At 62.0% G+C, this 22,904-nt stretch carries 25 protein-coding genes; 10 read left to right on the top strand and 15 right to left on the bottom strand.

The window, feature by feature from the left end; all coding sequences use genetic code 11:
- Positions 1-25 precede the first annotated feature (25 nt).
- From JYU29_RS13360 to JYU29_RS13330, 7 genes are all read right to left on the bottom strand, one after another.
- Complete coding sequence (locus JYU29_RS13360) at positions 26-2,557, bottom strand: PAS domain-containing sensor histidine kinase (protein WP_213985309.1); 2,532 nt, start codon at positions 2,555-2,557, stop codon at positions 26-28.
- A 206-nt stretch (positions 2,558-2,763) separates the two neighbouring features.
- Positions 2,764-4,164, bottom strand: coding sequence for an adenosylhomocysteinase (gene ahcY / locus JYU29_RS13355; protein WP_213985308.1), 1,401 nt, complete (start codon positions 4,162-4,164; stop codon positions 2,764-2,766).
- A 127-nt stretch (positions 4,165-4,291) separates the two neighbouring features.
- Positions 4,292-4,594 carry an HPr family phosphocarrier protein gene (locus JYU29_RS13350; RefSeq protein ID WP_213985307.1) on the bottom strand — a complete coding sequence of 101 codons (303 nt, stop codon included), beginning with the start codon at positions 4,592-4,594 and terminating at the stop codon, positions 4,292-4,294.
- Positions 4,591-4,992, bottom strand: coding sequence for a PTS sugar transporter subunit IIA (locus JYU29_RS13345; RefSeq protein ID WP_213985306.1), 402 nt, complete (start codon positions 4,990-4,992; stop codon positions 4,591-4,593). Before JYU29_RS13345 ends, JYU29_RS13350 begins: the two co-directional genes overlap by 4 nt.
- Before the next feature lie 143 nt (positions 4,993-5,135).
- Positions 5,136-5,597 (bottom strand): HPr kinase/phosphorylase, encoded by a 462-nt coding sequence (locus JYU29_RS13340; RefSeq protein WP_213985305.1) that lies wholly within the window; start codon positions 5,595-5,597, stop codon positions 5,136-5,138.
- 8 nt (positions 5,598-5,605) lie between these two features.
- Positions 5,606-7,348 carry a sensor histidine kinase gene (locus JYU29_RS13335; protein ID WP_213985580.1) on the bottom strand — a complete coding sequence of 581 codons (1,743 nt, stop codon included), beginning with the start codon at positions 7,346-7,348 and terminating at the stop codon, positions 5,606-5,608.
- A gap of 86 nt (positions 7,349-7,434) precedes the next feature.
- Complete coding sequence (locus JYU29_RS13330) at positions 7,435-8,136, bottom strand: response regulator transcription factor (RefSeq protein WP_213985304.1); 702 nt, start codon at positions 8,134-8,136, stop codon at positions 7,435-7,437.
- A 333-nt stretch (positions 8,137-8,469) separates the two neighbouring features.
- On the opposite strand from JYU29_RS13330, the gene JYU29_RS13325 reads away from it, so the two are divergent.
- The 4 genes from JYU29_RS13325 to JYU29_RS13310 all read left to right on the top strand — a co-directional run bounded on the left by JYU29_RS13325 (position 8,470) and on the right by JYU29_RS13310 (position 12,422).
- Positions 8,470-10,080, top strand: coding sequence for a phosphoenolpyruvate carboxykinase (locus JYU29_RS13325; protein WP_213985303.1), 1,611 nt, complete (start codon positions 8,470-8,472; stop codon positions 10,078-10,080).
- 92 nt (positions 10,081-10,172) lie between these two features.
- The gene (gene arfB, locus JYU29_RS13320; protein WP_213985302.1) at positions 10,173-10,604 is read left to right on the top strand and encodes an alternative ribosome rescue aminoacyl-tRNA hydrolase ArfB; all 432 of its coding nucleotides are present in this window, start codon (positions 10,173-10,175) and stop codon (positions 10,602-10,604) included.
- A complete protein-coding gene (locus tag JYU29_RS13315) occupies positions 10,604-11,221 on the top strand; it encodes an alpha-ketoglutarate-dependent dioxygenase AlkB family protein (protein ID WP_213985301.1) in 618 nt (205 codons plus the stop codon). Before arfB ends, JYU29_RS13315 begins: the two co-directional genes overlap by 1 nt.
- 64 nt (positions 11,222-11,285) lie before the next feature.
- Positions 11,286-12,422 carry a phosphatase PAP2 family protein gene (locus JYU29_RS13310; RefSeq protein ID WP_213985300.1) on the top strand — a complete coding sequence of 379 codons (1,137 nt, stop codon included), beginning with the start codon at positions 11,286-11,288 and terminating at the stop codon, positions 12,420-12,422.
- On the opposite strand, the gene coaA is transcribed toward JYU29_RS13310, so the two are convergent.
- The 8 genes from coaA to hisB form a co-directional block, all read right to left on the bottom strand.
- Positions 12,419-13,414 carry a type I pantothenate kinase gene (coaA, locus tag JYU29_RS13305; protein ID WP_213985299.1) on the bottom strand — a complete coding sequence of 332 codons (996 nt, stop codon included), beginning with the start codon at positions 13,412-13,414 and terminating at the stop codon, positions 12,419-12,421. The two genes, JYU29_RS13310 and coaA, sit on opposite strands and share 4 nt — an antisense overlap.
- On the bottom strand, positions 13,411-13,734 hold the full coding sequence (locus JYU29_RS13300; RefSeq protein ID WP_213985298.1) for a phosphoribosyl-ATP diphosphatase: 324 nt from the start codon (positions 13,732-13,734) through the stop codon (positions 13,411-13,413). The genes coaA and JYU29_RS13300 overlap by 4 nt, the downstream gene beginning before the upstream one ends.
- 14 nt (positions 13,735-13,748) lie before the next feature.
- Positions 13,749-14,537 carry an imidazole glycerol phosphate synthase subunit HisF gene (gene hisF / locus JYU29_RS13295; protein WP_213985297.1) on the bottom strand — a complete coding sequence of 263 codons (789 nt, stop codon included), beginning with the start codon at positions 14,535-14,537 and terminating at the stop codon, positions 13,749-13,751.
- 104 nt (positions 14,538-14,641) lie between these two features.
- Positions 14,642-14,959 carry a hypothetical protein gene (locus JYU29_RS13290; protein WP_213985296.1) on the bottom strand — a complete coding sequence of 106 codons (318 nt, stop codon included), beginning with the start codon at positions 14,957-14,959 and terminating at the stop codon, positions 14,642-14,644.
- A gap of 3 nt (positions 14,960-14,962) precedes the next feature.
- Positions 14,963-15,706, bottom strand: coding sequence for a 1-(5-phosphoribosyl)-5-[(5-phosphoribosylamino)methylideneamino]imidazole-4-carboxamide isomerase (gene hisA, locus JYU29_RS13285; protein ID WP_213985295.1), 744 nt, complete (start codon positions 15,704-15,706; stop codon positions 14,963-14,965).
- On the bottom strand, positions 15,703-16,353 hold the full coding sequence (gene hisH, locus JYU29_RS13280) for an imidazole glycerol phosphate synthase subunit HisH (RefSeq protein WP_213985294.1): 651 nt from the start codon (positions 16,351-16,353) through the stop codon (positions 15,703-15,705). Before hisH ends, hisA begins: the two co-directional genes overlap by 4 nt.
- Positions 16,353-16,838: a DUF2628 domain-containing protein gene (locus tag JYU29_RS13275; protein ID WP_213985293.1), complete on the bottom strand. Its 486-nt coding sequence runs from the start codon at positions 16,836-16,838 to the stop codon at positions 16,353-16,355. The genes hisH and JYU29_RS13275 overlap by 1 nt, the downstream gene beginning before the upstream one ends.
- Before the next feature lies 1 nt (position 16,839).
- On the bottom strand, positions 16,840-17,448 hold the full coding sequence (gene hisB / locus JYU29_RS13270; protein WP_213985292.1) for an imidazoleglycerol-phosphate dehydratase HisB: 609 nt from the start codon (positions 17,446-17,448) through the stop codon (positions 16,840-16,842).
- Positions 17,449-17,617: 169 nt separating this feature from the next.
- Between hisB and hslV the strand changes: the two genes are divergently transcribed.
- The 6 genes from hslV (at position 17,618) to JYU29_RS13240 (ending at position 22,891) form a co-directional block, all read left to right on the top strand.
- On the top strand, positions 17,618-18,166 hold the full coding sequence (gene hslV / locus JYU29_RS13265) for an ATP-dependent protease subunit HslV (RefSeq protein ID WP_213985291.1): 549 nt from the start codon (positions 17,618-17,620) through the stop codon (positions 18,164-18,166).
- The gene (locus JYU29_RS13260; protein WP_213985290.1) at positions 18,159-18,698 is read left to right on the top strand and encodes a GNAT family N-acetyltransferase; all 540 of its coding nucleotides are present in this window, start codon (positions 18,159-18,161) and stop codon (positions 18,696-18,698) included. Before hslV ends, JYU29_RS13260 begins: the two co-directional genes overlap by 8 nt.
- Before the next feature lie 61 nt (positions 18,699-18,759).
- Positions 18,760-19,350, top strand: a complete 591-nt coding sequence (locus tag JYU29_RS13255; protein ID WP_213985289.1) for a DUF2585 domain-containing protein — start codon at positions 18,760-18,762, stop codon at positions 19,348-19,350.
- Position 19,351: 1 nt separating this feature from the next.
- Positions 19,352-20,545, top strand: a complete 1,194-nt coding sequence (locus tag JYU29_RS13250) for a hypothetical protein (protein ID WP_250157440.1) — start codon at positions 19,352-19,354, stop codon at positions 20,543-20,545.
- 9 nt (positions 20,546-20,554) lie between these two features.
- The gene (gene hslU / locus JYU29_RS13245; protein WP_213985288.1) at positions 20,555-21,847 is read left to right on the top strand and encodes an ATP-dependent protease ATPase subunit HslU; all 1,293 of its coding nucleotides are present in this window, start codon (positions 20,555-20,557) and stop codon (positions 21,845-21,847) included.
- 96 nt (positions 21,848-21,943) lie between these two features.
- Positions 21,944-22,891, top strand: coding sequence for a DUF1402 family protein (locus tag JYU29_RS13240; protein ID WP_213985287.1), 948 nt, complete (start codon positions 21,944-21,946; stop codon positions 22,889-22,891).
- Positions 22,892-22,904 lie beyond the last annotated feature (13 nt).

Raw genomic sequence — 22,904 nt, 5'->3', positions numbered from 1 at the left:
AAGGTGAGGCTCTGTCTGGACGCCGTCACTCGGCCGCCTCGCGCATTTGCGTCGGGCGGTTGGGAAAGCGGCAGATCACGGTCGTGCCACGGCCTTCGCCGGTATGAATATCGATCACGCCGCCATGCAGTTCCACGAAGCTTTTCACGATCGAAAGACCCAAGCCTGCCCCCCTGCGGCGGCCGCCATTGGCGCGCGGCTCGAAGCGGCGGAACACGGTGTCGAGCACATCGTCGGGCATGCCCGGACCATCATCATGCACGCTGAACACGACGTCGTTTTCGTGTTCGAGGCAGGTCAGCGTCACGGATGAGCCTTCCGGCGCGAAGTTGCCGGCATTGCTGAGGAGGTTGACCAGGATCTGCTTGATGCGGTGTTCGTCGGCAAAAAGCGTGCGCGGCGCGTGGCTGAGGTCGGTGCGCAGCGAAATCGCGTGTTCCTTGAGCCGCTCGTCCACCAACTCGACCGCCGCCTGCACCGTTTCGGCCACCGGCACTTCCGCGATGTCGAGCGCGACCATGCCGGCATCCACCGTTGCAAGATCGAGGATGTCGTTGACCACGTTGAGCAGCACGGACGACGACGAACCGATATGGTCGAGGTAATCGCGCTGCTTTTCGTTGAGCGGTCCGGTGGTCGGCTGCGTCAGAAGCTCGGTGAAGCCGATGATGTTGGTGAGCGGCGAGCGCAGCTCATAGGACACATGCTGCACGAAGTCGTTCTTGAGCTGCTCGGACTTCAACAGCGCTTCGTTCTTGTCGGTCAGCGCGCGCTCGATATTGGCGCTGTCAGTGATGTCCACGAAGGTGATCATCGACTGGCCGTTCGGCAGATGGATCAGCGCATGGCGCAGGATCTTGCCGGAGGTAAGCTCGACCTGCCCCTGCCGGTCGCGGCGCTCTTCGTCGAAGCCGGTGACCGACGCCACGAAGTCGTTCCAGGGATTGGCCGCGGTGCGGGCATCGGCCGCTTCGCGCAGCGCCGAAATATGCGTGCCGGGTGCGGCCAGATCGGCCGGCAGGTCCCACAACTGGTGAAAGGCCGGGTTGGACAGGCGCACGCGCCCATCCGGGCCGAACACCGCGACGCCTTCGGCCAGATTGTCCAGCGTTTCGCCCTGCACGCGCACGGCCGTGCGGTAACGGCTTTCGAGATCGATCTGTTCGGTGAGGTTTTCGAACACCCAGGTCGCGCCGCCGCGCGGCTGCGGGTTGCCGACGACGCGCAAGGTGCGGCCATCGGGCAGATACCATTGATCGGCGATCGGCTCGACGGCGCGATAGGCCGCCAGCACGTTTTCCTTCCAGCGCCGCCATTCCGGCTGTTCGGCAAGCTTGCGCTCGGAGCGCAACCGGTCGAGCATCAGGGCATGGTCGGGCGCGCTTTCCAGGAAGCCTAGATCGAGATCCCACAAGCGCTGGAACGCCTGGTTGAAGAAGCGCAGCTTCTGGTCAGCATCGAAGATCGCGATCGCCGTGTTGATCTGGTCGAGCGTGTCGGAATGGCTTTTCACCGTGCGCTCATGTTCGGCGCGCATGGCCTCGATCTCGCTGACATCGCAGGCAATGCCGGCCGAGCCCTGCGGTGTCGCGGCATCGGTCACATCCACCATGCGGCGATCGCCGCCAATCACGGTGGATACGGTCTGCTTGAAGGCGCGGCCCTGCGCGACCTCTGCCGCAATAGCGGCGCGCACCGGCGTGCCGAGAAGTTCGCGCCCTTCGCGTATGGCGGCCGCAGGATCGGCGGCGTCGACGGCCTTGGCGTAGGCGGCGTTCACCCATTGCATCCGCCCACCCGCATCGCGCAGCCAGAACGGCAGATCGAGCGCGTCGAGCAGGGTCAAAAGTGCTGCGCGCTCACCTTCCAGCTTCTGGTGTTCCAGGCGAAGCGCGGCATGAGCGCGCTGTGCCTGGCTGAGCGAGGTGAAGCGCAGCAGCGCCAGGCTCGGCGAGCGACGACCCTGAACATCGAGCAGCGCACCGTTTTGGGTTTCCACCGTCAGTTCGAAGGGAGTCGCATGGTCGCGCAAAGCGGAGACGGCATGATCGAGGGCTGCGGCCGAGCGCGGCATCAGCCAGCGCCCGAAAGCGAGAAACGCGGCGCGTTCTTCCGGTGCGCCGGCTTCGATCGGCAATCCGCCAACCAGATCCGGGCGCTTGCCTTCGGCGTCCCACACCACGATCCGCTGATCGCGCATGTTGAGCAGCGCATCGGCGCGCTGCGCCTGGGTGCCGAGCTCGGCCACCCGCGTGCGCAGATCGACATTTTCGGCAGCCGTGCGGCCACGCTCGCGGATCAACCAGACGGCGGAAATCATGGCGGCAAAGAGAATGCCGCAAAAGGTGGCGAACTGGATGACTTCCAGCGTGCTCATAACAAAGCCGCCGCTTTGCGCCAGCGCCGGCGAGGCCGCGAGAAGCGCGATCGACGCCGATCCTGTGGCAAGCATTGTCAGATGGCGAACGGTTCGTCGGCCGGTCTGCAGCAGACTGGTGACGGCCTGGCCGCATCTTGAAACGAGCATCCCCGCTTGAAGCGGGTCGTTGGATGGCATGTCTTGTAACCCTCTCGCCGCCTGCCAAGACCGCCTGGCTGCGATACCGGGTGGGCTCTTCGCCCCGCGCCCCAGCGTCCGATATCGCGAATCATGACACTGTACAGTTATCGGGAATCTGCGGGAAGAATCTTGCGGCGAAAAAGAAAGGCGCGGCCAAAAGTCAATGGCCGCGCCTCAATATGTTGTGGTTATCCGCCGCCGTATCAGTAGCGGTAGTGTTCCGCCTTGAACGGACCTTCCGGCGTCACGCCAATATAGGCGGCCTGTTCGTCCGACAGCGTGGTGAGCTTGGCGCCGAGCTTGTCGAGATGCAGGCGCGCGACCTTCTCGTCGAGGTGCTTGGGCAGCGTGTAAACCTCGTTGCGGTACTCCGCACCCTTCGTCCAAAGTTCGATCTGCGCCAGCACCTGGTTGGTGAAGGAGGCCGACATCACGAAGGACGGGTGGCCGGTGGCGTTGCCGAGATTGAGCAAACGGCCTTCCGACAGGAGGATCAGGCGCTTGCCGTCAGGAAATTCGACCATGTCGACCTGCGGCTTCACATTGGTCCACTTCAGGTTGCGCAGGGCTGCGACCTGGATCTCGTTGTCGAAGTGACCGATATTGCCGACGATCGCCATGTTCTTCATCAGGCGCATGTGTTCGAGCGTGATCACGTCCTTGTTGCCGGTGGTGGTGATCACGATGTCGGCGGTCGGTGCGGCATCTTCCAGCGTGACGACCTCGAAGCCGTCCATCGCCGCCTGCAGCGCGCAGATCGGATCGACTTCCGTGACCTTCACGCGGGCACCCGCGCCGCGCAGCGATGCGGACGAACCCTTGCCGACATCGCCATAGCCGCACACAACGGCGACCTTGCCGGCCATCATCACGTCGGTGCCGCGGCGAATGCCGTCCACCAGCGATTCCTTGCAGCCATACTTGTTGTCGAACTTCGACTTGGTCACCGAGTCGTTGACGTTGATGGCCGGGAACGGCAGCAAATCGCGTTTCTGCAGCTGATAAAGACGGTTCACGCCGGTGGTGGTTTCCTCGCTGACGCCCTTGATGGCGTCGCGGGTGCGGGTGAAGAAGCCGGGCGTCTGCCCCATGCGCGTCTTGATCTGCGCAAACAGGATTTCTTCTTCCTCGTTGCCGGGATTGGACAGGACGTCCTCGCCGGCTTCGGCGCGCGCGCCGATCAGGATATACATCGTTGCGTCGCCGCCATCGTCGAGAATGAGGTTGGTGGGCTCGCCATCCGGCCATTGGAAGATCTGGTCGGTGTAGCGCCAGTAGTCTTCCAGCGTCTCGCCCTTGATTGCGAAGACCGGCGTGCCGGTGGCAGCAATCGCGGCGGCCGCATGGTCCTGCGTGGAAAAGATGTTGCAGGAGGCCCAGCGCACGTCGGCGCCGACAGCCTGCAGCGTTTCGATCAGAACGGCGGTCTGGATCGTCATGTGAAGCGAACCGGAAATGCGCGCGCCCTTGAGCGGCTGCGACGCACCGAACTCTTCGCGCGTGGCCATCAGGCCCGGCATCTCGGTTTCGGCGATCTCGATTTCCTTGCGGCCCCAGTCCGCAAGCTTGATGTCGGCAATGATATGATCGTTGGTGGTGGTCATGAAAGCTTCCTTCCAGAAAACGGCAGCGCGCGGAAAAGGATCGAGCGCGCGCGATATGCCGTCCTCCTAGCAGAGGCAGCCCGATCAGACAATCTCATATAAAGAGGTCTTTATGTCGTTATGAAGCTTAGTGCTCTTCGCCGAAGCGGTCGGCGATCAAGGCTTCCAGCGCCTGGATCACCTGCGCGGCCTCATCACCCTTGGCGCTGACGCGGATCGAACAGCCGGGGCTGGCCGCCAGCATCATCAGGCCCATGATCGAGGTGCCGCCAACGCTCACCCCGTCCTTTTCCACCCGAACATCGGCGTTGAAGCTGCCGGCGACCTGCACGAACTTGGCGGAAGCCCGCGCATGCAATCCGCGCTGGTTCACGATCTTGAGTTCTCGGGTCAGGGCAGCGTTGGGGGCCGCGTTCTGGGTAATGGTCATTTACAGGTCAGCATTTGGCTCGCGACGCTAATATATTTGCGGCCGGCCATCTGCGCGTAATCGAGGGCCTGCTGCATCGAATGGGTGACGCGCACGCTGGTGAGCTTGATCAGCATCGGCAGATTGGTGCCGGCAATCACTTCCACGCGTCCGGTCTCCATCACGGAGATGGCGAGGTTGGAGGGCGTGCCGCCGAACATGTCGGTCAGGATGATCACGCCCTTGCCGGTATCGACCTCGGCCACCGCATCAACGATGTCCTGCCGGCGCTGTTCCATATTATCATCCGCACCGATGCACACAGTCATGAACTGTGTTTGCGCGCCGACCACATGCTCGACGGCTAAGCGGAATTCTTCGGCCAGGCGACCGTGCGTCACCAGCACGAGTCCGATCATTCTTGAGCGACTCCTGTCAGATCCGCCGGATAGTGGATGGCGGCCGCCCCTTCGCAGGTGCGGAACGGCCATCTTGTCGAGGCGCTCGCCGTTGACAAGCCATTATCTGCGCTTTGGATGGTCACAATGCCGCAGTTTGCGCCTCAGAGCGGTAACTTTCCAGGCAAAACTTTGTCACCGAGGATTTTAAGCAACGCCGTAACGGCCGGTTCCGTGTTGCGCTGCGGGAGCTTCAGCAAAGGCAGGGTCACCCGATCGAGCGTGATCGGGCCGATATCCACCATCCGCTCCGTGTCGTTCGGCGTAACGAGATCCACCACCCAGTCCACCTGGGCGCGAGGCTCGAAGGCGATCGGCACGGGACCGAGCGGCGGCATTTCCACCAGACCGGCGAGAGGCTGCGGCACCCATCCGATCAGGCGACCGTGATGGTGTTGCAGATAAACCTGATCATCCGCCACGAGGCGAACAAACAAACCCAGCCGCTGACCGGCCGCGATCAGGGCAAGCGCCAGCGTGCTCTTGCCTGAACCCGATTGGCCGCGGATCAACACGCCCGTGTCGCCGACAACAACGAGCGTGCCGTGATGGTTGGCAGCGCCCATATTGCGGCTCAGCTTTCGGCCGGCAGGCTGACGATGAAGCGCGCACCAAGATAATGGCCGGGCGTGACGCCCAAAATATTCTCGGCGCTCAACGTGCCCCCATGGGCTTCCACGATCTGGCGGCTGATCGACAGGCCGAGGCCGGAATTCTGGCCGAACGCCTCGCTCGACGGGCGGTCGGTATAAAAGCGCTCGAAGATGCGCTCGATATTCTCCACCCCGATGCCGGGCCCATTGTCGGACACGGTGATCACGAAGCGCTTACCCTTGCGCGCCAGGTTGATGTCGATCGCCCCGTCTTCTTCCGGCACAAAGGAGCGCGCATTCTCGATCAGATTGGTCAGCACCTGCCCCAGGCGCAGATCATGGCCGAGCACAGAAAAGGCCTTGATTCCCTGCGGCAGCTTTTCCGCCGTGAAGCTGATCGCCACCGGCTTCTTGTGGCGGCCGGGCTCGGCCGAAATCGAAACGATGTCGGTGATCAGCTTCTTCAGATCGACCTTGGCGGAATCGTCGCGCGCCAGTTCCGCATCGAGACGCGAGGCGTCGGAAATGTCGGTGATCAGGCGGTCGAGGCGTCGCACATCGTGCTGGATCACTTCCATCAAACGATCGCGCGCTTCCGGCTTCTTGGCGAGCGGCAGGGTTTCCACCGCGCTGCGCAGCGAGGTCAGCGGGTTCTTCAACTCATGCGCCACATCGGCCGCGAAACTCTCGATCGCTTCGATGCGGGCATAAAGCGCGTTGGTCATGTCGCGCACCGCAATCGACAGATTGCCGATCTCGTCGCCGCGTTCGGAAAAGTCCGGGATTTCCTCGCGCGTCGACGAACCCCGACGCACCCGAACGGCAGCGGCGGCCAGGCGGCGCAGCGGCTGGGCGATGGTGGAAGCGAGCAGCATCGACAGGATCGCGACGACCAAGGCCGCCACGCCGAACACACGATAGATCGCCTTGCGCTCTTCGGCGACGATCTTGTCGATATCGCCGCCTTGCGTCGATAGCATCAGCACGCCGAGCACGGCACGAAAGCGCTGCACCGGCACGGCCACCGACACGATCAGCTCGCCCTGTTCGCCGGTGCGCACGATGGTGGACGGTCCGCCGGTCAGCGCCGTCATCACTTCGGGAAACGCCGTGCCGCTACCGCCCGGCGCTTCCTTGTAAACGGGAAGATCGGTGCGGCGGAAAAAGCTGATCAGGTAATCTTCGGCCTGTTCGAACCAGTTCGGTTCTTCTTCCACCGGCGGCAGGTTGTAGCGCAGGATCTGGCCGCGCGAATAAAGCCGGCTGGAATCCAGAAGCAGATTGGCATCGCGATCATAGATGCGCGCCCGGGTCTTGGTGGGCGAAATCAGGCGACGCAGAAGCGGCGCGACCCGTTCGGGATTGATCGGGAAATCGAGGCTGTCGAGCTGGTCGGAACCGGGCGCGACGCTTTCGCCGGCCTGCAGTTCCAGAAGCGCTTCCGGATCGATGCTGATCGAATCCGTGTCCACCGTGGCCGAGGCCGCGATCGCGCTGGCGATGATTTCGCCCTGCGTCATCAGGCTTTCGACCTTGGCGTCGATCAGCCCGTCACGAAACTGGTTGAGATAGGAAATGCCGACAACGAGTACGCCGAGCGCGGCGAGGTTCAAAACGAGAATGCGCCGCGTCAGGCTGGAAAAGACGTAATGGCCGAGAAAGCGCTGCAGGGTGCGGTTGAAGCGGCTCCAGCCGATGCGCAAGCGCCGACGCGATTGGCGCATCGGGGCGCCAACCGGTTTGACGACACCGGTGCGCGGCTCGTCCGCTTGCGTCATTGCGCAACCCCGCTTCGATCTGGCGTTTCGCCTCACGCTTCCTTGAAGCGATAACCGACGCCATACAGCGTTTCGATCATCTCGAAGTCGTCATCGACCTGCTTGAACTTCTTGCGCAGGCGCTTGATGTGACTGTCGATGGTGCGGTCGTCGACATAGACCTGCTCGTCATAGGCCGAATCCATCAGGGCATCGCGGCTTTTCACGACGCCCGGGCGCTGCGCCAGGGAATGCAGGATGAGAAATTCGGTGACCGTCAGCGTCACCGGCTCACCCTTCCAGGTGCAGGTATGGCGTTCCTGGTCCATCACCAGTTGGCCGCGCTCGAGCGAGCGGGCGGCTTTTTCCGGCGACTTGCCCGGCAGGTCACGAGTGCTGGCGCGGCGCAGAACGGCGCGCACGCGTTCCACCAGAAGGCGCTGCGAAAACGGTTTGCGAATGAAATCGTCGGCGCCCATCTTGAGGCCGAACAGCTCGTCGATCTCGTCGTCCTTCGATGTCAGGAAGATCACCGGCAGGTCGGTCTTCTGGCGCAAGCGGCGCAGAAGCTCCATGCCATCCATGCGCGGCATCTTGATATCGAGGATTGCGAGGTTTGGCGGGCGCGCGCCCAAGCCTTCCAGCGCGGAAGCCCCATCGGTATAGGTCTCGACGCGGTAACCCTCCGACTCCAGTGCAATCGACACCGAGGTCAGGATGTTGCGGTCGTCATCGACCAAGGCGATCGTAGCCATCTCCGGCTGCTCCCTCATAGGCTAGACTGTCCCTTTCCAGTCGCAGGAGCGCGCTGTCTGGAGGACAAATTGGGTACAAAATGTGGCACCCGGTTCATTCCGTAGCGGCTGGCCTCGGGCAAGGCAAGACGAGCCACCCCGCAGAACCAAGGGCGCACCAACACAAGTGCTTGTTCTCCAAGATAGCCCCCGAACGGGGTCTTACAACCGATTTAGACGCTTTTTAAAATCTTTAAATCGATTAATGATTTGATATTGTTCAGCTTTTCTGTTTCCCCAACAAAGATGAGCCCTGACGCTCGATGTTTATCCCGTTGACGCTTGGGAGGCGTAATGAACGAGACCGGTACGCGCAATCCGCACCATGGTTTGCTTGAAAGCGGGCTGCGGAACCCGGGCCATGTGTTTTACAATCTCGGCGCCGCAGAGCTCACTGAGATTGCGATTCAAAGAAAGGAAGCGCGCCTGTCCGCTCATGGCGCGCTTGTTGCCGATACCGGCGAACACACCGGACGCTCGCCCAAGGACAAGTTCGTGGTGCGCGACGCCGACACCGAAGATCATGTCTGGTGGGACAACAACAAGCCGATCAGCCGCGAACATTTCGAACAGCTGCATCGCGACTTCCTTGCTCATGCGGAAGGTCTCGACCTGTTCGTGCAGGATCTCGAAGGCGGCGCCGATCCCGTGCATCGCCTGCCCACCCGCGTGATCACCGAATATGCCTGGCATTCCCAGTTCATCCGTAACCTGCTGATCCGGCCGGATCGCTCCGAACTGGCGGACTTCACGCCGGCGCTCACCATCATCGACCTGCCGTCTTTCCGGGCTGATCCGGCCCGTCATGGTTCGGGCACCGAAACGATCATCGCGGTGGATTTCACCAACATGCTCGTTCTGATCGGCGGCACGTCCTATGCCGGCGAAATGAAGAAGTCGGTGTTCACGGCGCTCAACTATCTTCTGCCGGCCAAGACTGTGATGCCGATGCATTGCTCGGCCAATGAAAGCCATGATGGCGAAACGGCCGTGTTCTTCGGCCTGTCGGGCACCGGCAAGACCACCCTGTCGGCCGACCCGTCGCGCACTCTGATCGGCGACGACGAGCATGGCTGGGGGCCGGACGGCGTCTTCAACTTCGAAGGCGGCTGCTATGCCAAGACGATCCGCCTGTCTGAAGAAGCCGAGCCGGAGATCTTCTCCACCACCCGCCGCTTCGGCACGGTTCTGGAAAATGTCGTGCTCGATGAGAACCGGGTGCCGGATTTCGACGATGGCTCGCGCACCGAAAACACGCGCTGCGCTTATCCGCTCGACTTCATCCCCAATGCGAGCAAGACGGGCCGCGGTCACCATCCCAAGAACATCATCATGCTGACGGCCGATGCTTTCGGCGTGATGCCGCCGATCGCCAAGCTGACGCCGGCGCAGGCCATGTATCACTTCCTGTCCGGCTACACCGCCAAGGTGGCGGGAACCGAAAAGGGCGTGACCGAACCGGAAGCGACCTTCTCGACCTGCTTCGGCGCGCCCTTCATGCCGCGCCATCCCAGCGAATACGGCAACCTCCTGCGCGAGCTGATCGCAGAGCATCAGGTCGATTGCTGGCTGGTGAACACCGGCTGGACCAACGGCGCCTTCGGCACGGGCAAGCGCATGCCTATCAAAGCGACGCGCGCGCTGCTGGCAGCCGCTCTCGACGGTTCGCTGCACGAGGCCGAATTCCGCACCGACGCCAATTTCGGTTTCGCCGTGCCGGTGGCCGTGCCCGGTGTCGACAGTTCGATCCTCGACCCGCGTTCGACTTGGGCGGATAAGGCCGCTTATGACGCACAGGCGCGCCGCCTCGTCGGCATGTTCATCGACAACTTCGCGAAGTTCGAAGACCACGTCGATGGCGCCGTGCGCGAAGCAGCACCCCGCGTTCCCGAAGCGGCGGAGTAAACAGCTTCATCAAGCGAACAAAGGCCCGGCATCAAACCGGGCCTTTTCTTTTGGCCTTTTCTTTTGGCAATGACCGCTGCATCTGATGGCGCATGAGCGACGAGCGCATTTCCATCGGCCATGGGTTGAGCATCCGAAACGACGATCTTTCGGAAAGCTTCATTCGTGCCGCCGGCCCGGGCGGCCAGAACGTCAATAAGGTCGCCACCGCCGTTCAGCTGCGCTTCGACCTTCTGGCCTCCGATCTGCCTGAAGCCGTGCAGACGCGCGCGCTGCGCCTGGCCGGCCAGCGCGGCACGAAAGACGGCGAGATCCTGATCGAGGCCAACCGCTTCCGCACCCAGGAGCGCAACCGTGCCGATGCGCGCGAGCGGCTGGTCGATCTTCTTTCGAAGGCCGCCGAACCACCGCCCCCGCCGCGCAAGAAAACGCGTCCCACCAAAGGCTCGGTCGAGCGCCGCCTCAAGGCAAAGGCGGGACGCTCTACGGTGAAGCGCATGCGCGGCCGTGTTGGTGACGATTGATGCCGTTCGCCTTGCCTGCAGGCTTTCGCCACCTGCCCGGTTTCTTTGCTCTTGAAGACCAGAAGGCCCTTCTCGAAGAGATCCGCGCCATTGTTGCGCAGGCACCGCTTTACCAGCCGGCCATGCCCCGAACCGGCAAGCCGCTCAGCGTGCGCATGACCAATTGCGGTGCGCTCGGTTGGGTCACCGACAAGGATAATGGCTACCGCTACCAGCCGCATCATCCCCTCACAAACGAGCCTTGGCCCGCGATCCCGCAGCGCCTGCTCGATCTATGGAATGAACTCGCCGATTATCCGCACGAGCCGCAAGCCTGTCTGGTCAACTTCTACACGGCGGACGCCAGGATGGGCCTGCACCAGGATCGCGACGAAACCGATCTCCAAGCGCCCGTTCTATCCGTCTCGCTCGGCGACACCTGCCTGTTTCGCGTCGGCGGCACCAGCCGCAAGGACGCGACCGGCTCCTTCAAGCTCGCCAGCGGCGATGTCGTCGTACTCGGCGGCCAAAGCCGCCTCGCCTTCCACGGCGTCGACCGGATTTACCCCGGCACCTCGACGCTGTTGAAGAACGGCGGCCGGATCAATCTGACGCTGAGGCGGGTGACGGCGGGGTGATTGTCAAGATCATCCGCTTTCCTTAGGGGAATCGAGACTTTTCACGGGCAAAATGGATCCCGTCATGCGGATCGATCAGATGAATGCACGTCGGGATGCCATCGGCCCATCGCCCTTCTTCAGCAGTCTTGTTGCCTATACTTCGGCAGACAAGTGGCTGTATCTGGTGATTGCCGCCTACAGCGTTGCCGGATCCCTGTTCCTGCTGCACTTCGGCCTTTTTAGCTGGGCGTCGTTCGGCATCTATCCGGGCAAATGGTTCTTCCTGTTTGCGATCTTCATGCCGGCCATGGCTGTTTTGTGGGATGCCGCCTGCATCATCCACCGTTTCGACCGACGACGCGCACTGGTGTTTCGCCGCGTTTATTCGCGTGAACGGCTAGCCTATATGGCCGCTGGCATTCTTTGCCTTCTGGCTCTCAGCGTTTTCCAGTCCGTTTTCACGGCGGTGAAGACTGCTTTTCCTTTGATCGAAGGTGGCTTTCCCTACGACGCCACGCATGCGGCTCTTGATCGGCTCCTTCACTTCAACACCGATCCGTGGCGCATTCTGCAGCCTTTCCTCGGCTACGATCTCGTGCGTTCGATCATCGAGTGGAACTACAATGCGCTGTGGTTCGTGATCTGCTTCGCCGTCCTGTTCTTCATGATGACCTCCCCGAAGGCAGCGGGCATGCGGACGCGCTATTTTTTGTGCTTCTGCCTTGTTTGGACGGTGATCGGCACGCTTCTGGCCGGGTTCTTTCTTTCCGCAGGTCCGGCCTATTACGGCCTTGTCACAGGCGATGCCGATCGCTTTAGGGATCAATTGGTATTCCTGGCGCGCAGCGGCGAGCAGGCTCATTCGGCGGTCGCCTACCAGCATTACCTCTGGACGGTTTACAGCCAGAGAAGCCTTGGCTTTGGATCAGGCATCTCGGCCTTTCCAAGTGTCCATGTCGGGCTGATCACGCTAACGGCGCTGTTTCTCGCAGAGCTCAACCGGAAGCTTGCCATCCCGCTCGCGGCTTATGTCGGCTTCGTCATGATCAGTTCGGTTTATCTTGGCTGGCATTATGCGATCGACGGCTATGTTTCCGCCGCCGTCACGCTTCTGATCTATGCAGGCGTCAACAAGGCTTCCACAGTTATAGGCCGGCGTCGGTGGCACAAGGATCACGGTCCGACCTTGGACGATGCAAGCACCGCCCCCGCCCCCTAAATCTTCCTCAGCGCCACTTCCTCGATCAGGTGATCGGCGCCTTTGCGCAAAATCAGATCCGCCCGCGGCCGCGTCGGCAGGATGTTGTCCTGCAGGTTGCGCAGGTTGATGTTTTGCCACAGGCCTTCGGCGATGGCGCGGGCGGCTTCTTCGGTGACTTCCGCATATTTGTGGAAGAAGCTCTGGGGGTTGGTGAAGGCGGTTTGGCGCAGGCGCATGAAGCGGTCGATGTACCAGCGGTGGATCAGCGCTTCGTGGGCGTCGATATAGATCGAGAAGTCGAAGAAGTCGGACACGAAGGGCACCGCCTTGCCGTCACGCGGCAGGTCGCGCGATTGCAGAACGTTGATGCCCTCGAAGATCAGGATGTCGGGCCGGTCGACTTCCACGAAGGCGTCGGGCAGCACGTCATAGGTCAGGTGCGAATAAACGGGCGCATGCACGTTGCGCTGGCCGGACTTGATGCTGGACAAGAACCGCAGCAGCTTGCCGAAATCGTAGCTTTCGGGAAAGCCCTTGCGCTCCATCAGGTTGTCGCGCCGCAAAATCGCGTTAGGCAAAAGAAAGCCGTCGGTGGTGACGAGATCGACCTTCGGGCTCGACGGCCAGCGCGCCAGCAACTCCTTCAAAACGCGCGCGGTGGTGGATTTGCCCACCGCAACCGAGCCGGCAATGCCGATGATATAGGGCGTCTTGCCGACGCCATCGCCGTTGAAGAAGGCCTGGCGCTGGCGATACAAAAGCTGGCTTGCTTCCACATGGGCCGAAAGGAGGCGCGACAGCGAAAGATAAATGCGGCGCACTTCGTTGAGGTCGATCGGATCGTTCAGCGAACGCAGCCGCTGCACTTCGTCTTCATCGAGCGTCAGCGGCGTGTCGGCGCGAAAATGGGCCCATTCTTCCGCAGAAAAGAAACGATAGGGCGAGTAATGCTCCGCCTCGCTCAGAAGCTCCGCCAGCTGGTTGGATGGGGAGGCTTCCGCGATTCTCATGACCCGCTCCGTGCCGCCTTTTCCGCGATGCCGGTCTGCGCGGTGCGGCGCTCGAGTTCGGCCATCACGTCGGCGAGCGGAATATCGGCCACGGCCAGAACCACGAGCCAGTGGTAAAGCAGGTCGGCGCTTTCGGACACGAGTGCGGCCTTATCCTCGCCCATCGACGCGATCACGGTTTCCACCGCTTCTTCGCCGAACTTCTTGGCCGCCCGTTCCATGCCTGCCTGATAAAGCTTGGCGGTCCAGGAATCGGCAGCACCGGAGCGTGCGCGGGTCGCGACGATCGCTTCCAGGTCGGCCAGTGTGAAGTCGCTCATGGCAAGTCCCCCGCTTAGAGGTCAGCCGGATCGAGACGCACGGCCAGGCCGGCTTTTGCCATGTGCGCTTTGGCTTCGGCAATCGAAAACGTCCCGAAATGGAAGATCGAGGCGGCCAGCACCGCGCCCGCACCGCCTTCGCGAATGCCGTCCACCAGATGATCCAGCGTGCCGACGCCGCCCGAAGCGATCACCGGCGCGCGCACCGCATCGGCGATCGCGCGGGTCAAAGCGATGTCGTAGCCGGCTTTGGTGCCGTCGCGATCCATCGAGGTCAGTAGGATTTCACCCGCGCCGAGATCGACGACCTTCCTTGCGAACTCCACCGCGTCGATGCCGGTCGGCGTGCGGCCGCCATGGGTGAAGATTTCCCAGCGATCCATTTCGCCGGACGCCGATACTTTCTTGGCGTCGATCGCCACCACGATGCACTGGTTGCCGAACTTGTCGGCGGCTTCCGCCACGAAGTCGGGGGTCTTCACGGCCGCCGTGTTGATCGACACCTTGTCGGCCCCGGCCAGAAGCAGCTTGCGAATGTCGCCCACCGCCCGCACGCCGCCGCCCACCGTCAGGGGCATGAAGCAATGCTCGGCCGTCCTCGCGACAATGTCGAAGATCGTGTCGCGATTGTCTGAAGATGCAGTGATATCCAGAAAGCAGAGTTCGTCCGCGCCCGCCGCATCATAGGCCTTGGCCGCTGCCACGGGATCGCCCGCATCGATAAGATCAACGAAGTTGACGCCCTTAACGACGCGGCCGTCCTTCACGTCCAGGCACGGAATGATGCGGGCTTTGAGGGTCATGACAGCGGTCCGCTTCCACGAAAAACAATGACGCTGCCGCAATGCACCAGATCAGAAGGAAGATCAAACCGAGCGGCACGGTAAACACGGCCGTTCGCCTTTCCTCATGCGCCCTTTCGGTGCCAGCGAAAAAGCGTGATCAGGGCAACCACCAACCAGACCGCCAGCAGCAACGCACCTGCTGGAATGGTGATGAGCATGAACCAGCCCATGACGCCGAACTGGTAAAGCGTTTCGCCGTAATCCGTGCCGTTGATCACACAGGGATGAACCGACGCTTCATCGACCCTGCAACCATAGGCATCGGCGACCGAATAGACCGTAAAGACGGAGAGGATGGGTGCGGTCGCAAAAAGCAGGATGGCAGCCAGCGCAAGCAGAAACCAGACAACCGTCCGAGATCGGCTGCGCTTCGCCACCATGGATCAGGTCCCGCGCGCGGTCGATCCGCCAAGGATGGCAAGCGCCTCGGCCGGACCGATGCGGCCATCATAAAGCGCCCGGCCGGAAATCGCGCCTTCGAGCTTGGCGGCATCGGGTTGGGTCATGCGGCGGATGTCGTCGAGCGACGCCAGTCCACCCGAGGCGATTACCGGGATCGACACGGCGTCTGCAAGCGCAATGGTCGCATCCCAGTTGATGCCGGCCAGCACGCCGTCACGGTCGATGTCGGTGTAGATGATGGCCGAAACGCCGGCGCCTTCGAACTTGCGGGCGAGCTCGATCACTTCAAGCGACGAGGCTTCCGCCCAGCCTTCCACGGCAACCTTGCCGCCCTTGGCATCGATGCCAACTGCGATCTTGCCCGGAAAGCGACGGCACGCCTCGCGCACCAGATCGGGATCGCGCACGGCAACCGTGCCGAGGATGACGCGTGCCAAGCCCTTCTCCAGCCACGCCTCGATCTGCTCGAGCGTGCGGATGCCGCCGCCGAGCTGAACCGGGTTCGTGGTGGCGCTCAGAATGGCTTCAACCGCTGCCCCGTTGCGGCTTTCACCGGCAAAGGCGCCATCGAGATCCACGACATGCAGCCACTGGAAGCCCTGTTCCTGAAAGGCACGCGCCTGATCGGCAGGGTCTTCATTATAGACAGTGGCACTGGCCATCTCGCCCAGCTTCAAGCGAACACAACGGCCTTCCTTGAGGTCGATAGCGGGAAAAAGGATCATGGCTTCCACTTCAGGAAATTGCCGAGAAGAGCGAGGCCAAGCGTCTGGCTCTTTTCGGGATGGAACTGCGTGCCGGCCATGTTGTCGCGCGCAACGATCGCGGTGACATCGCCGCCGTAATCGGTGGTCGCGACGAGCTGGTCGGCCTGGGCCGTGGCGAGGTGATAGGAATGCACGAAATAGGCGTGCAGCCCCCCTTCCCCGGTCTGGATATCAGCCAAAAGCGGGTGCTGATGTTTCACGTGAATCGTGTTCCAGCCGATCTGCGGGATCTTCAAACTCGGATCGGACGGCGTCATCTCGACAACGTCGCCGGCAATCCAGCCGAGGCCCTTTGTGGTGCTTTTTTCCAGACCGCGCTCGGCCATCAGCTGCATGCCGACGCAGATGCCGAGAAAAGGTTTTCCACCTCTTAGAACCGTTTCTTCCAGCACCGCGACCATGTCGGGAACCGCATCGAGACCGGCGCGGCAATCGGCATAGGCACCGACACCTGGCAGCACGATCCGGTCCGCCTTGCGCACGACGTCGGCGTCATCGGTCAGAAGGATATCCGCTTCGATCCCGCTTTCACGCGCGGCCCGCTCGAGAGCCTTTGTGGCCGAGTGCAGATTGCCGGAGCCGTAGTCGATGATTGCAACGCGCATCAGCGTGTCCATGGAAAAGGATTGGAAACGATCGGGGTCGCTGCGCCACCCGCCGGCGTGGTGATGTTCGCCCGTTGCGGCCAGGGTGCGTTTTCGAGCACCACCGACCGCGCATCCGCCGCAGCCGCATAGCGCAACTCGGCTTCATTCTTGTTCAAGGCTTCCACCGGACCCCAGATGCGCCAGCCGCGGCGGCACAGCGCGTTGATCTTGAGGTTGCGGGCTTCCAGGCCGAAATAAAGCTGGGTCAGCAGCGATAAAGCGAGGCCAAGCAGCGGAGAACCGCCGACCTGGCTCGCCAGCGCTCCGGCTGCCGCCATCAATGCCAGGGCTGCCAGCGCTTCGATCCAGAGCCGATGAAGGAGCAGCCAGATCACCGGAACAACAAAGGCCCAGAAGGCAAAACCGTCGCGCACAAGGACGGCGCGCTCCTGCGCCTGTGTCAGGTCGGAGACATCTGGTTCGAGAACAACGAAAACGGCCATCTCAGCCTTTCAGCGAACCTTTGGTGGAGGGAACGACATTCATCTGGCGCGGATCGACCTCCGTGGCCGCACGCAGCACCCGCGCCACCGCCTTGAAGCAGGTTTCGGCGATATGATGCGAGTTGGCGCCATAGTGGTTGGTGATATGCAGTGTGATGCCAGCGTTTTGCGCCAAAGCGTGGAAGAACTCCCTCAACAGCTCTGTGTCGAAACGGCCGATCTTCTCCGACGGAAAGCGCACATCCCAGATGAGGTAAGGACGGCCAGAGACATCCACGGCAGCGCGCGTCAGCGTTTCGTCCATCGCAAGGTCGAGCGAAGCATAGCGCGTGATGCCGCGGCGATCGCCCAGCGCCTTGTCGAGCGCCTGGCCGATCGCGATGCCGACATCCTCCACCGTATGATGATCGTCGATATGCAGATCGCCATCGGCCTTGATCACCATGTCGATCAGCGAATGGCGCGACAGCTGTTCCAGCATGTGATCGAAGAAGCCGACGCCGGTTGCGATGTCGAACTGGCCGGTGCCATCGACGTGGAGCGATACCGCGATCGCCGTTTCCTTTGTCTTGCGCTCAACCGATGCGCTGCGTTCTGCCGCCGTGGTCATGCCGTCTCGTTCCGCTGCCCGTGTTTCAGCGTCCCATACCAGCCGCTCCGGGCGCTGACCAGAAGCGGGCTTTGCAAAGTGGGACGCTGCTTCATACATAGCCGGCGAGTTCAAGGGGTTCGCGGGATCGCCGTTCGGGTGACGCGGATCGCCAATCCGGAGTCTGGTTATGAGCAACGAAATCATCATGCACGGCACGACGATCGTCACCGTGCGCAAGGGAAACAAGGTTGTGATCGCCGGCGACGGCCAGGTCAGCCTGGGTCAGACCGTCATGAAGGGCAATGCCAGAAAGGTGCGCCGGCTCGGCAAGGGCAACGTCATTGCCGGTTTCGCCGGCGCCACGGCGGATGCCTTCACCCTGCTGGAGCGGCTCGAAGCCAAGCTCGAGCAATATCCCGAACAGCTGACCCGCGCCTGCGTCGATCTCGCCAAGGACTGGCGCACCGACCGGTATCTGCGCCGGCTCGAAGCCATGATGCTGGTGGCCGACAAGAATGTTTCGCTGGCGCTTACCGGCACCGGCGACGTGCTCGAACCCGAACATGGCGTGATGGCGATCGGCTCGGGCGGCAATTATGCGCTTGCGGCGGCGCGCGCTTTGTTTGACACCGATCAGGACGCGGAAGCCATTGCCCGCAAGGCCATGCAGATCGCCGGCGAAATCTGCGTTTACACCAACAACAGCGTCATTCTGGAAAGCGTCGACATTGACTGAGTTCACCTACGACCTTCGCGCCGTTACACCCGACGACCTGCCGCTTCTGGAAAGCTGGCTGCGCCAGCCGCATGTTTCGGCCTGGTGGGGCGATGATGTGACCGGCTCGCTCGAAGAAATCATCGAAGCGGCCGAAGGCGTCGACACCGAGCCGGTGATCGTCGAGCTCGACGGCCAGCCGATCGCCTATCTCGAGATCTATGATCCTCATATGGAAGACGATCATCCCTATCAGGATCAGCCGTTCGGCACGCTCGGGCTCGATCTCACCATCGGCGACCCCGCGATGATCGGCAAAGGCCACGGCGCGGCGATCCTTGCCCAGGTTAGCGAACAGCTGTTCGAAGAAGGCGCGCCGCAGCTGATCGTCGATCCGCATCCCGACAACACCGGTGCGATCCGCGCTGCCACCAAGGCCGGCTTCACGGAAGTCGAGCGCCGCGCGGAAATGGAAGGCGCGGTTGTTCTGATGCGGCGCGAAGCACCCGCCGACCTTGATCAGCCGAACCTCGATCAGCAGGATGACAGCTGACGAACAGGCTTCCTCCATGCAATGAAGACCGACGTTCTCGTTCTTCATTGCCGGAGCCAGCATGAAAGCCGCCACGCCACCCTCCTCTCCCCGCTCCGCCTGGAAAACGGGGGCGCTCCTCGTTGTGGGTCTGATCGTCATCCAGGCGATCACGCTTTACGCGATGGGGCGCGTGCCGATCTGCGAATGCGGATATGTGAAGCTGTGGCACGGTGTGGTGAACTCTTCGGAGAACTCGCAGCACCTTTCGGACTGGTACACCTTTTCCCACATCATCCACGGCTTCCTGTTTTACGCCCTGATGCGCTTCCTGTTTCCCCGCGCGTCGCTCGGCACCAGGCTTGCGCTCGCCGCCGGTCTAGAGATCGCCTGGGAGCTCGTGGAAAACACCGATTGGGTGATCAACCGCTATCGCGAAGGCACCATCTCGCTCGATTACGACGGCGATTCCATCGTCAATTCGGTGATGGACACGGTGTTCATGGTGGCGGGCTTTGTTCTGGCCTGGCGCCTTCCGGTATGGGCCACGATCACGCTGGCCATCATTGCCGAACTGGTTGTCGGCTTCCTGATCCGCGACAATCTCACCCTCAACGTCCTCATGCTGGTCTATCCGCTCGATGCCGTGAAAGCATGGCAAGGGGCGCTGTGAGTTGAAGACCGGCCAGAACACCGCCCCGACCAGCACGATCAGCCTGGCCACGCTTGAAGCCGCAACCGCGTCCGGCGTAATCTCGGCTGACCAGCGCGATCGCCTTCTTGCGATGGAAGCCGGGCCAGCGAGTGGCGAGACCGAACAAAGCGACGAAGAAAACCTGCGCCTGATCGGCGGCGGCAACGACCTCTTCGTCACCGTCGGCACCGTGCTTCTGACCGCCGGCTTTTATTTCGTGCTCAACACCATCCTTGCCGGACGCCCGCTTCTGATTGCGGCAGCGCTCGGCCTTTTCGCCTGGATCGTTGCGGAAGTGGTGACGCGCCAGCATCGCATGAAGCTGTCATCCACCGTTCTCGCTTTGCTGTTTGCCGCGTCCGGCACCGTCCTGCTGGTGCTTGCCGTGCAAGCCGGTCTGGGCATCCGAATGCCCGATAGCCTGTGGGCGTTGATTGCCATGCGCGGGCCGGTGTCTCAGGCCGGCTACCTCGTGCTCGGCGGCGTCATCCTGGCGGCCGCCCTCTACTTCTGGCGCTTTCGCGTTCCCATTCTCGCCGGCGTGGTGGCGATCGCGGCAACGCTGCTCGCCTTTCTGCAAACCGCGCTCATGCTCTACGACGGCGTCACATCGGGCACGGTCGCCCCGCCCAGCCTGCAGGACGGGCCGGAACTCGTGCGCGCCGCCCTTTACATGCCGCTGGTCTGCGGCCTGCTGATCTTTGCCACGGCGGTTGCGCTCGATCTGCATGACCGCGAGCGCCGCACGATCTGGTCCGACTGCGCCTTCTGGCTGCATGTCGTGTCCGCACCCATGCTGGTGCATCCGCTCTTCATCATGGCGACCGGCCAGGACATCGCCTTCGGGCGCATCGAACCGGGCACCGACGCCACCGTGATGCTCACCCTCCTCATCATCGGCTTCGTTTATGTCGCGCTCGCCATCGATCGACGGTCGCTGCTGGTGCCGACGCTGGCTTACTTCGGTACGCTCGGGATCTATTACCTCGTTCACTCGGCCGCCAACACCACGGGCATCCCGCCCTTTGCGCTCATTCTTCTGGTTGTCGGCTCGCTGGTGATCCTGTTCGGCGCCGGCTGGCAGCGCATCCGCCGCTTGATCATCGGCTCGACGCTCCCCACATCCGTTCTCAGCAAACTGCCTCCCTTCAGAATCCCTCCGTTCAGAACCTAAGCATCTCCCATGACCAATTTCTCTCCCCGCGAGATCGTTTCCGAACTCGATCGCTTCATCATCGGCCAGAAGGACGCCAAGCGCGCCGTCGCCATCGCCTTGCGCAATCGCTGGCGCCGCCAGCAGCTCGAAGGCTCGATGCGTGAAGAGGTGATGCCGAAGAACATCCTGATGATCGGGCCGACCGGCGTCGGCAAGACCGAGATCTCGCGCCGCCTCGCCAAGCTTGCCGGTGCGCCTTTCATCAAGGTCGAAGCCACCAAGTTCACCGAAGTCGGTTATGTCGGCCGCGATGTCGAGCAGATCATCCGCGATCTCGTTGAAGTCGCCATCGGCCTGCAGCGCGAAAAGATGCGTGAAAACGTCAAGGCGCGCGCCCATGTGAACGCCGAAGAACGCGTTCTCGAAGCGCTTGTCGGCAAGACCGCCAGCCCGGCCACGCGGGACTCATTTCGCAAGAAGCTGCGCGACGGCGAGATGGACGACAAGGAAATCGAGATCGAAGTGGCCGATACCGGCTCACCGGGCGGCTTCGAGGTTCCCGGCATGCCCAATGTCGGCGTGCTCAACATCAGCGACCTGATGTCGAAGATGGGTGCCGGCCGAACCAAGACGCGCCGCACCACCGTCAAGGAAAGCTACGACTTCCTGATAAACGACGAGAGCGACAAGCTGCTCGACCAGGAAGAAGTCACGCAGCGCGCGATCGAATCCACCCAGAATGACGGCATCGTCTTTCTCGACGAGATCGACAAGGTTGCCGGCAGCGACAGCCGCACCGGTCCGTCGCGCGAAGGCGTGCAGCGTGATCTGCTGCCGCTGGTGGAAGGCACGACGGTTGCGACCAAGTATGGGCCGGTGAAGACCGACCATATCCTGTTCATCGCATCCGGCGCGTTCCATGTCGCCAAGCCGTCCGACCTCCTGCCCGAGCTTCAGGGTCGTTTGCCGATCCGCGTCGAGCTGCGCGCTTTGGAAAAGGACGACTTCCGCCGCATCCTGACCGAAACCGAAGCCAGCCTCATCAAGCAGTATATCGCCTTGATGAACACCGAAGGCGTCACGCTCGACTTCACCGACGATGCGATCGACCAGCTCGCCGGCATTGCGGTGGATCTCAACGCCAATGTCGAGAACATCGGCGCACGGCGTTTGTCGACGGTGATGGAACGGGTGCTGGACGAGATTTCCTACACCGCACCCGACCAGGGTGGCACATCGGTCACGATCGATGCGGAATATGTCATGAAGCATGTCGGCGACATGGCCAAGAACACAGACTTGTCGCGCTTTATTCTTTAACAAACGAAAAGGCCGGGTTCGCCCGGCCTTCCTCATTTCGAGCCCGGCTTCGGCATGGCTCAGCGGTTGGTCAGCTCCAGGGAAAGCAGCGTTTCCATGCGCAGGGTCTGCATTGTCGTGCTCAGCCTTCTTCTTGCGGCGCCGGCTTACGCCATCACGCAAGTGCCTGCCGGCAACCGCAATGCCGAACAGCCCGGTGTGCCCGGTGGCTCGGCGCGCCGCACGGCGGCCCTGAGCACCACCTATGAAAACAAATATCGCAAGGTCCTGAAGCTCCTGCAGACCGACAAGGCGCTGCGAGCCAAGATCATCCAGGCCGGGCGCGCCTATGGCATCGCCCCGATCCATATTGCCGGCGCGATCGTGGGTGAGCACACCTATAATGTCGATGCCTATGACCGGCTGCAAACCTATTACGTGAAGGCCACGTCCTATCTCGGCTCGAGCTTCGCCTTCAAATATGACGGCGAAACCGTGGACCGTTTCGTGCAGCGTCCCGAATTTGCGTCATGCCAGTCGATCGGGGAAAGCTATGCGCTGTGGAACTGCCGCGAGCGTGTGTGGAACAGCAAGTTCGCCGGCAAGACTGTCGGCGGCACCAAGTTCCCGAACGATCGATTCGGAGCCGTTTTCTTCCAGCCTTTCTATGCCGGACAGACCTTCGGCCTCGGGCAGTTGAACCCGCTGACTGCGCTTCAAATGAGCGATTTGGTTCATCGTGTGTCGGGTTTGCCGAAGCTCGATGCGTCCAACCCCTCGCAGGTCTATGAAACGATCATGGATCCCGACAAGACGCTGCCCTATGTCGCCGCGACCTTGAAGAAGTCGATCGATGCCTATCGCCGCGTCGGCTTCGACATCTCGAACAATCCGGGCATCACCGCCACGCTCTATAATGTCGGCCAGCCGGAAGCGCGGGCCTCGGCCCTGAAAGCGGAAAACGCCCAGCGGCGTGCGCGCGGCGAAGCAGAGCGGTTGCCGGAAGAAAACTATTACGGCTGGCTGGTGAACGACCGCATCGCCGATCTTCAGGCCCTGTTCTAGACAGCACCGTTCT

Source organism: Tianweitania aestuarii, from assembly GCF_018457165.1.
Classification (GTDB): domain Bacteria; phylum Pseudomonadota; class Alphaproteobacteria; order Rhizobiales; family Rhizobiaceae; genus Tianweitania; species Tianweitania aestuarii.
The sequence above is the reverse complement of the archived record's forward strand: the minus strand, read 5'-3'. Positions and strand labels throughout refer to the sequence as shown.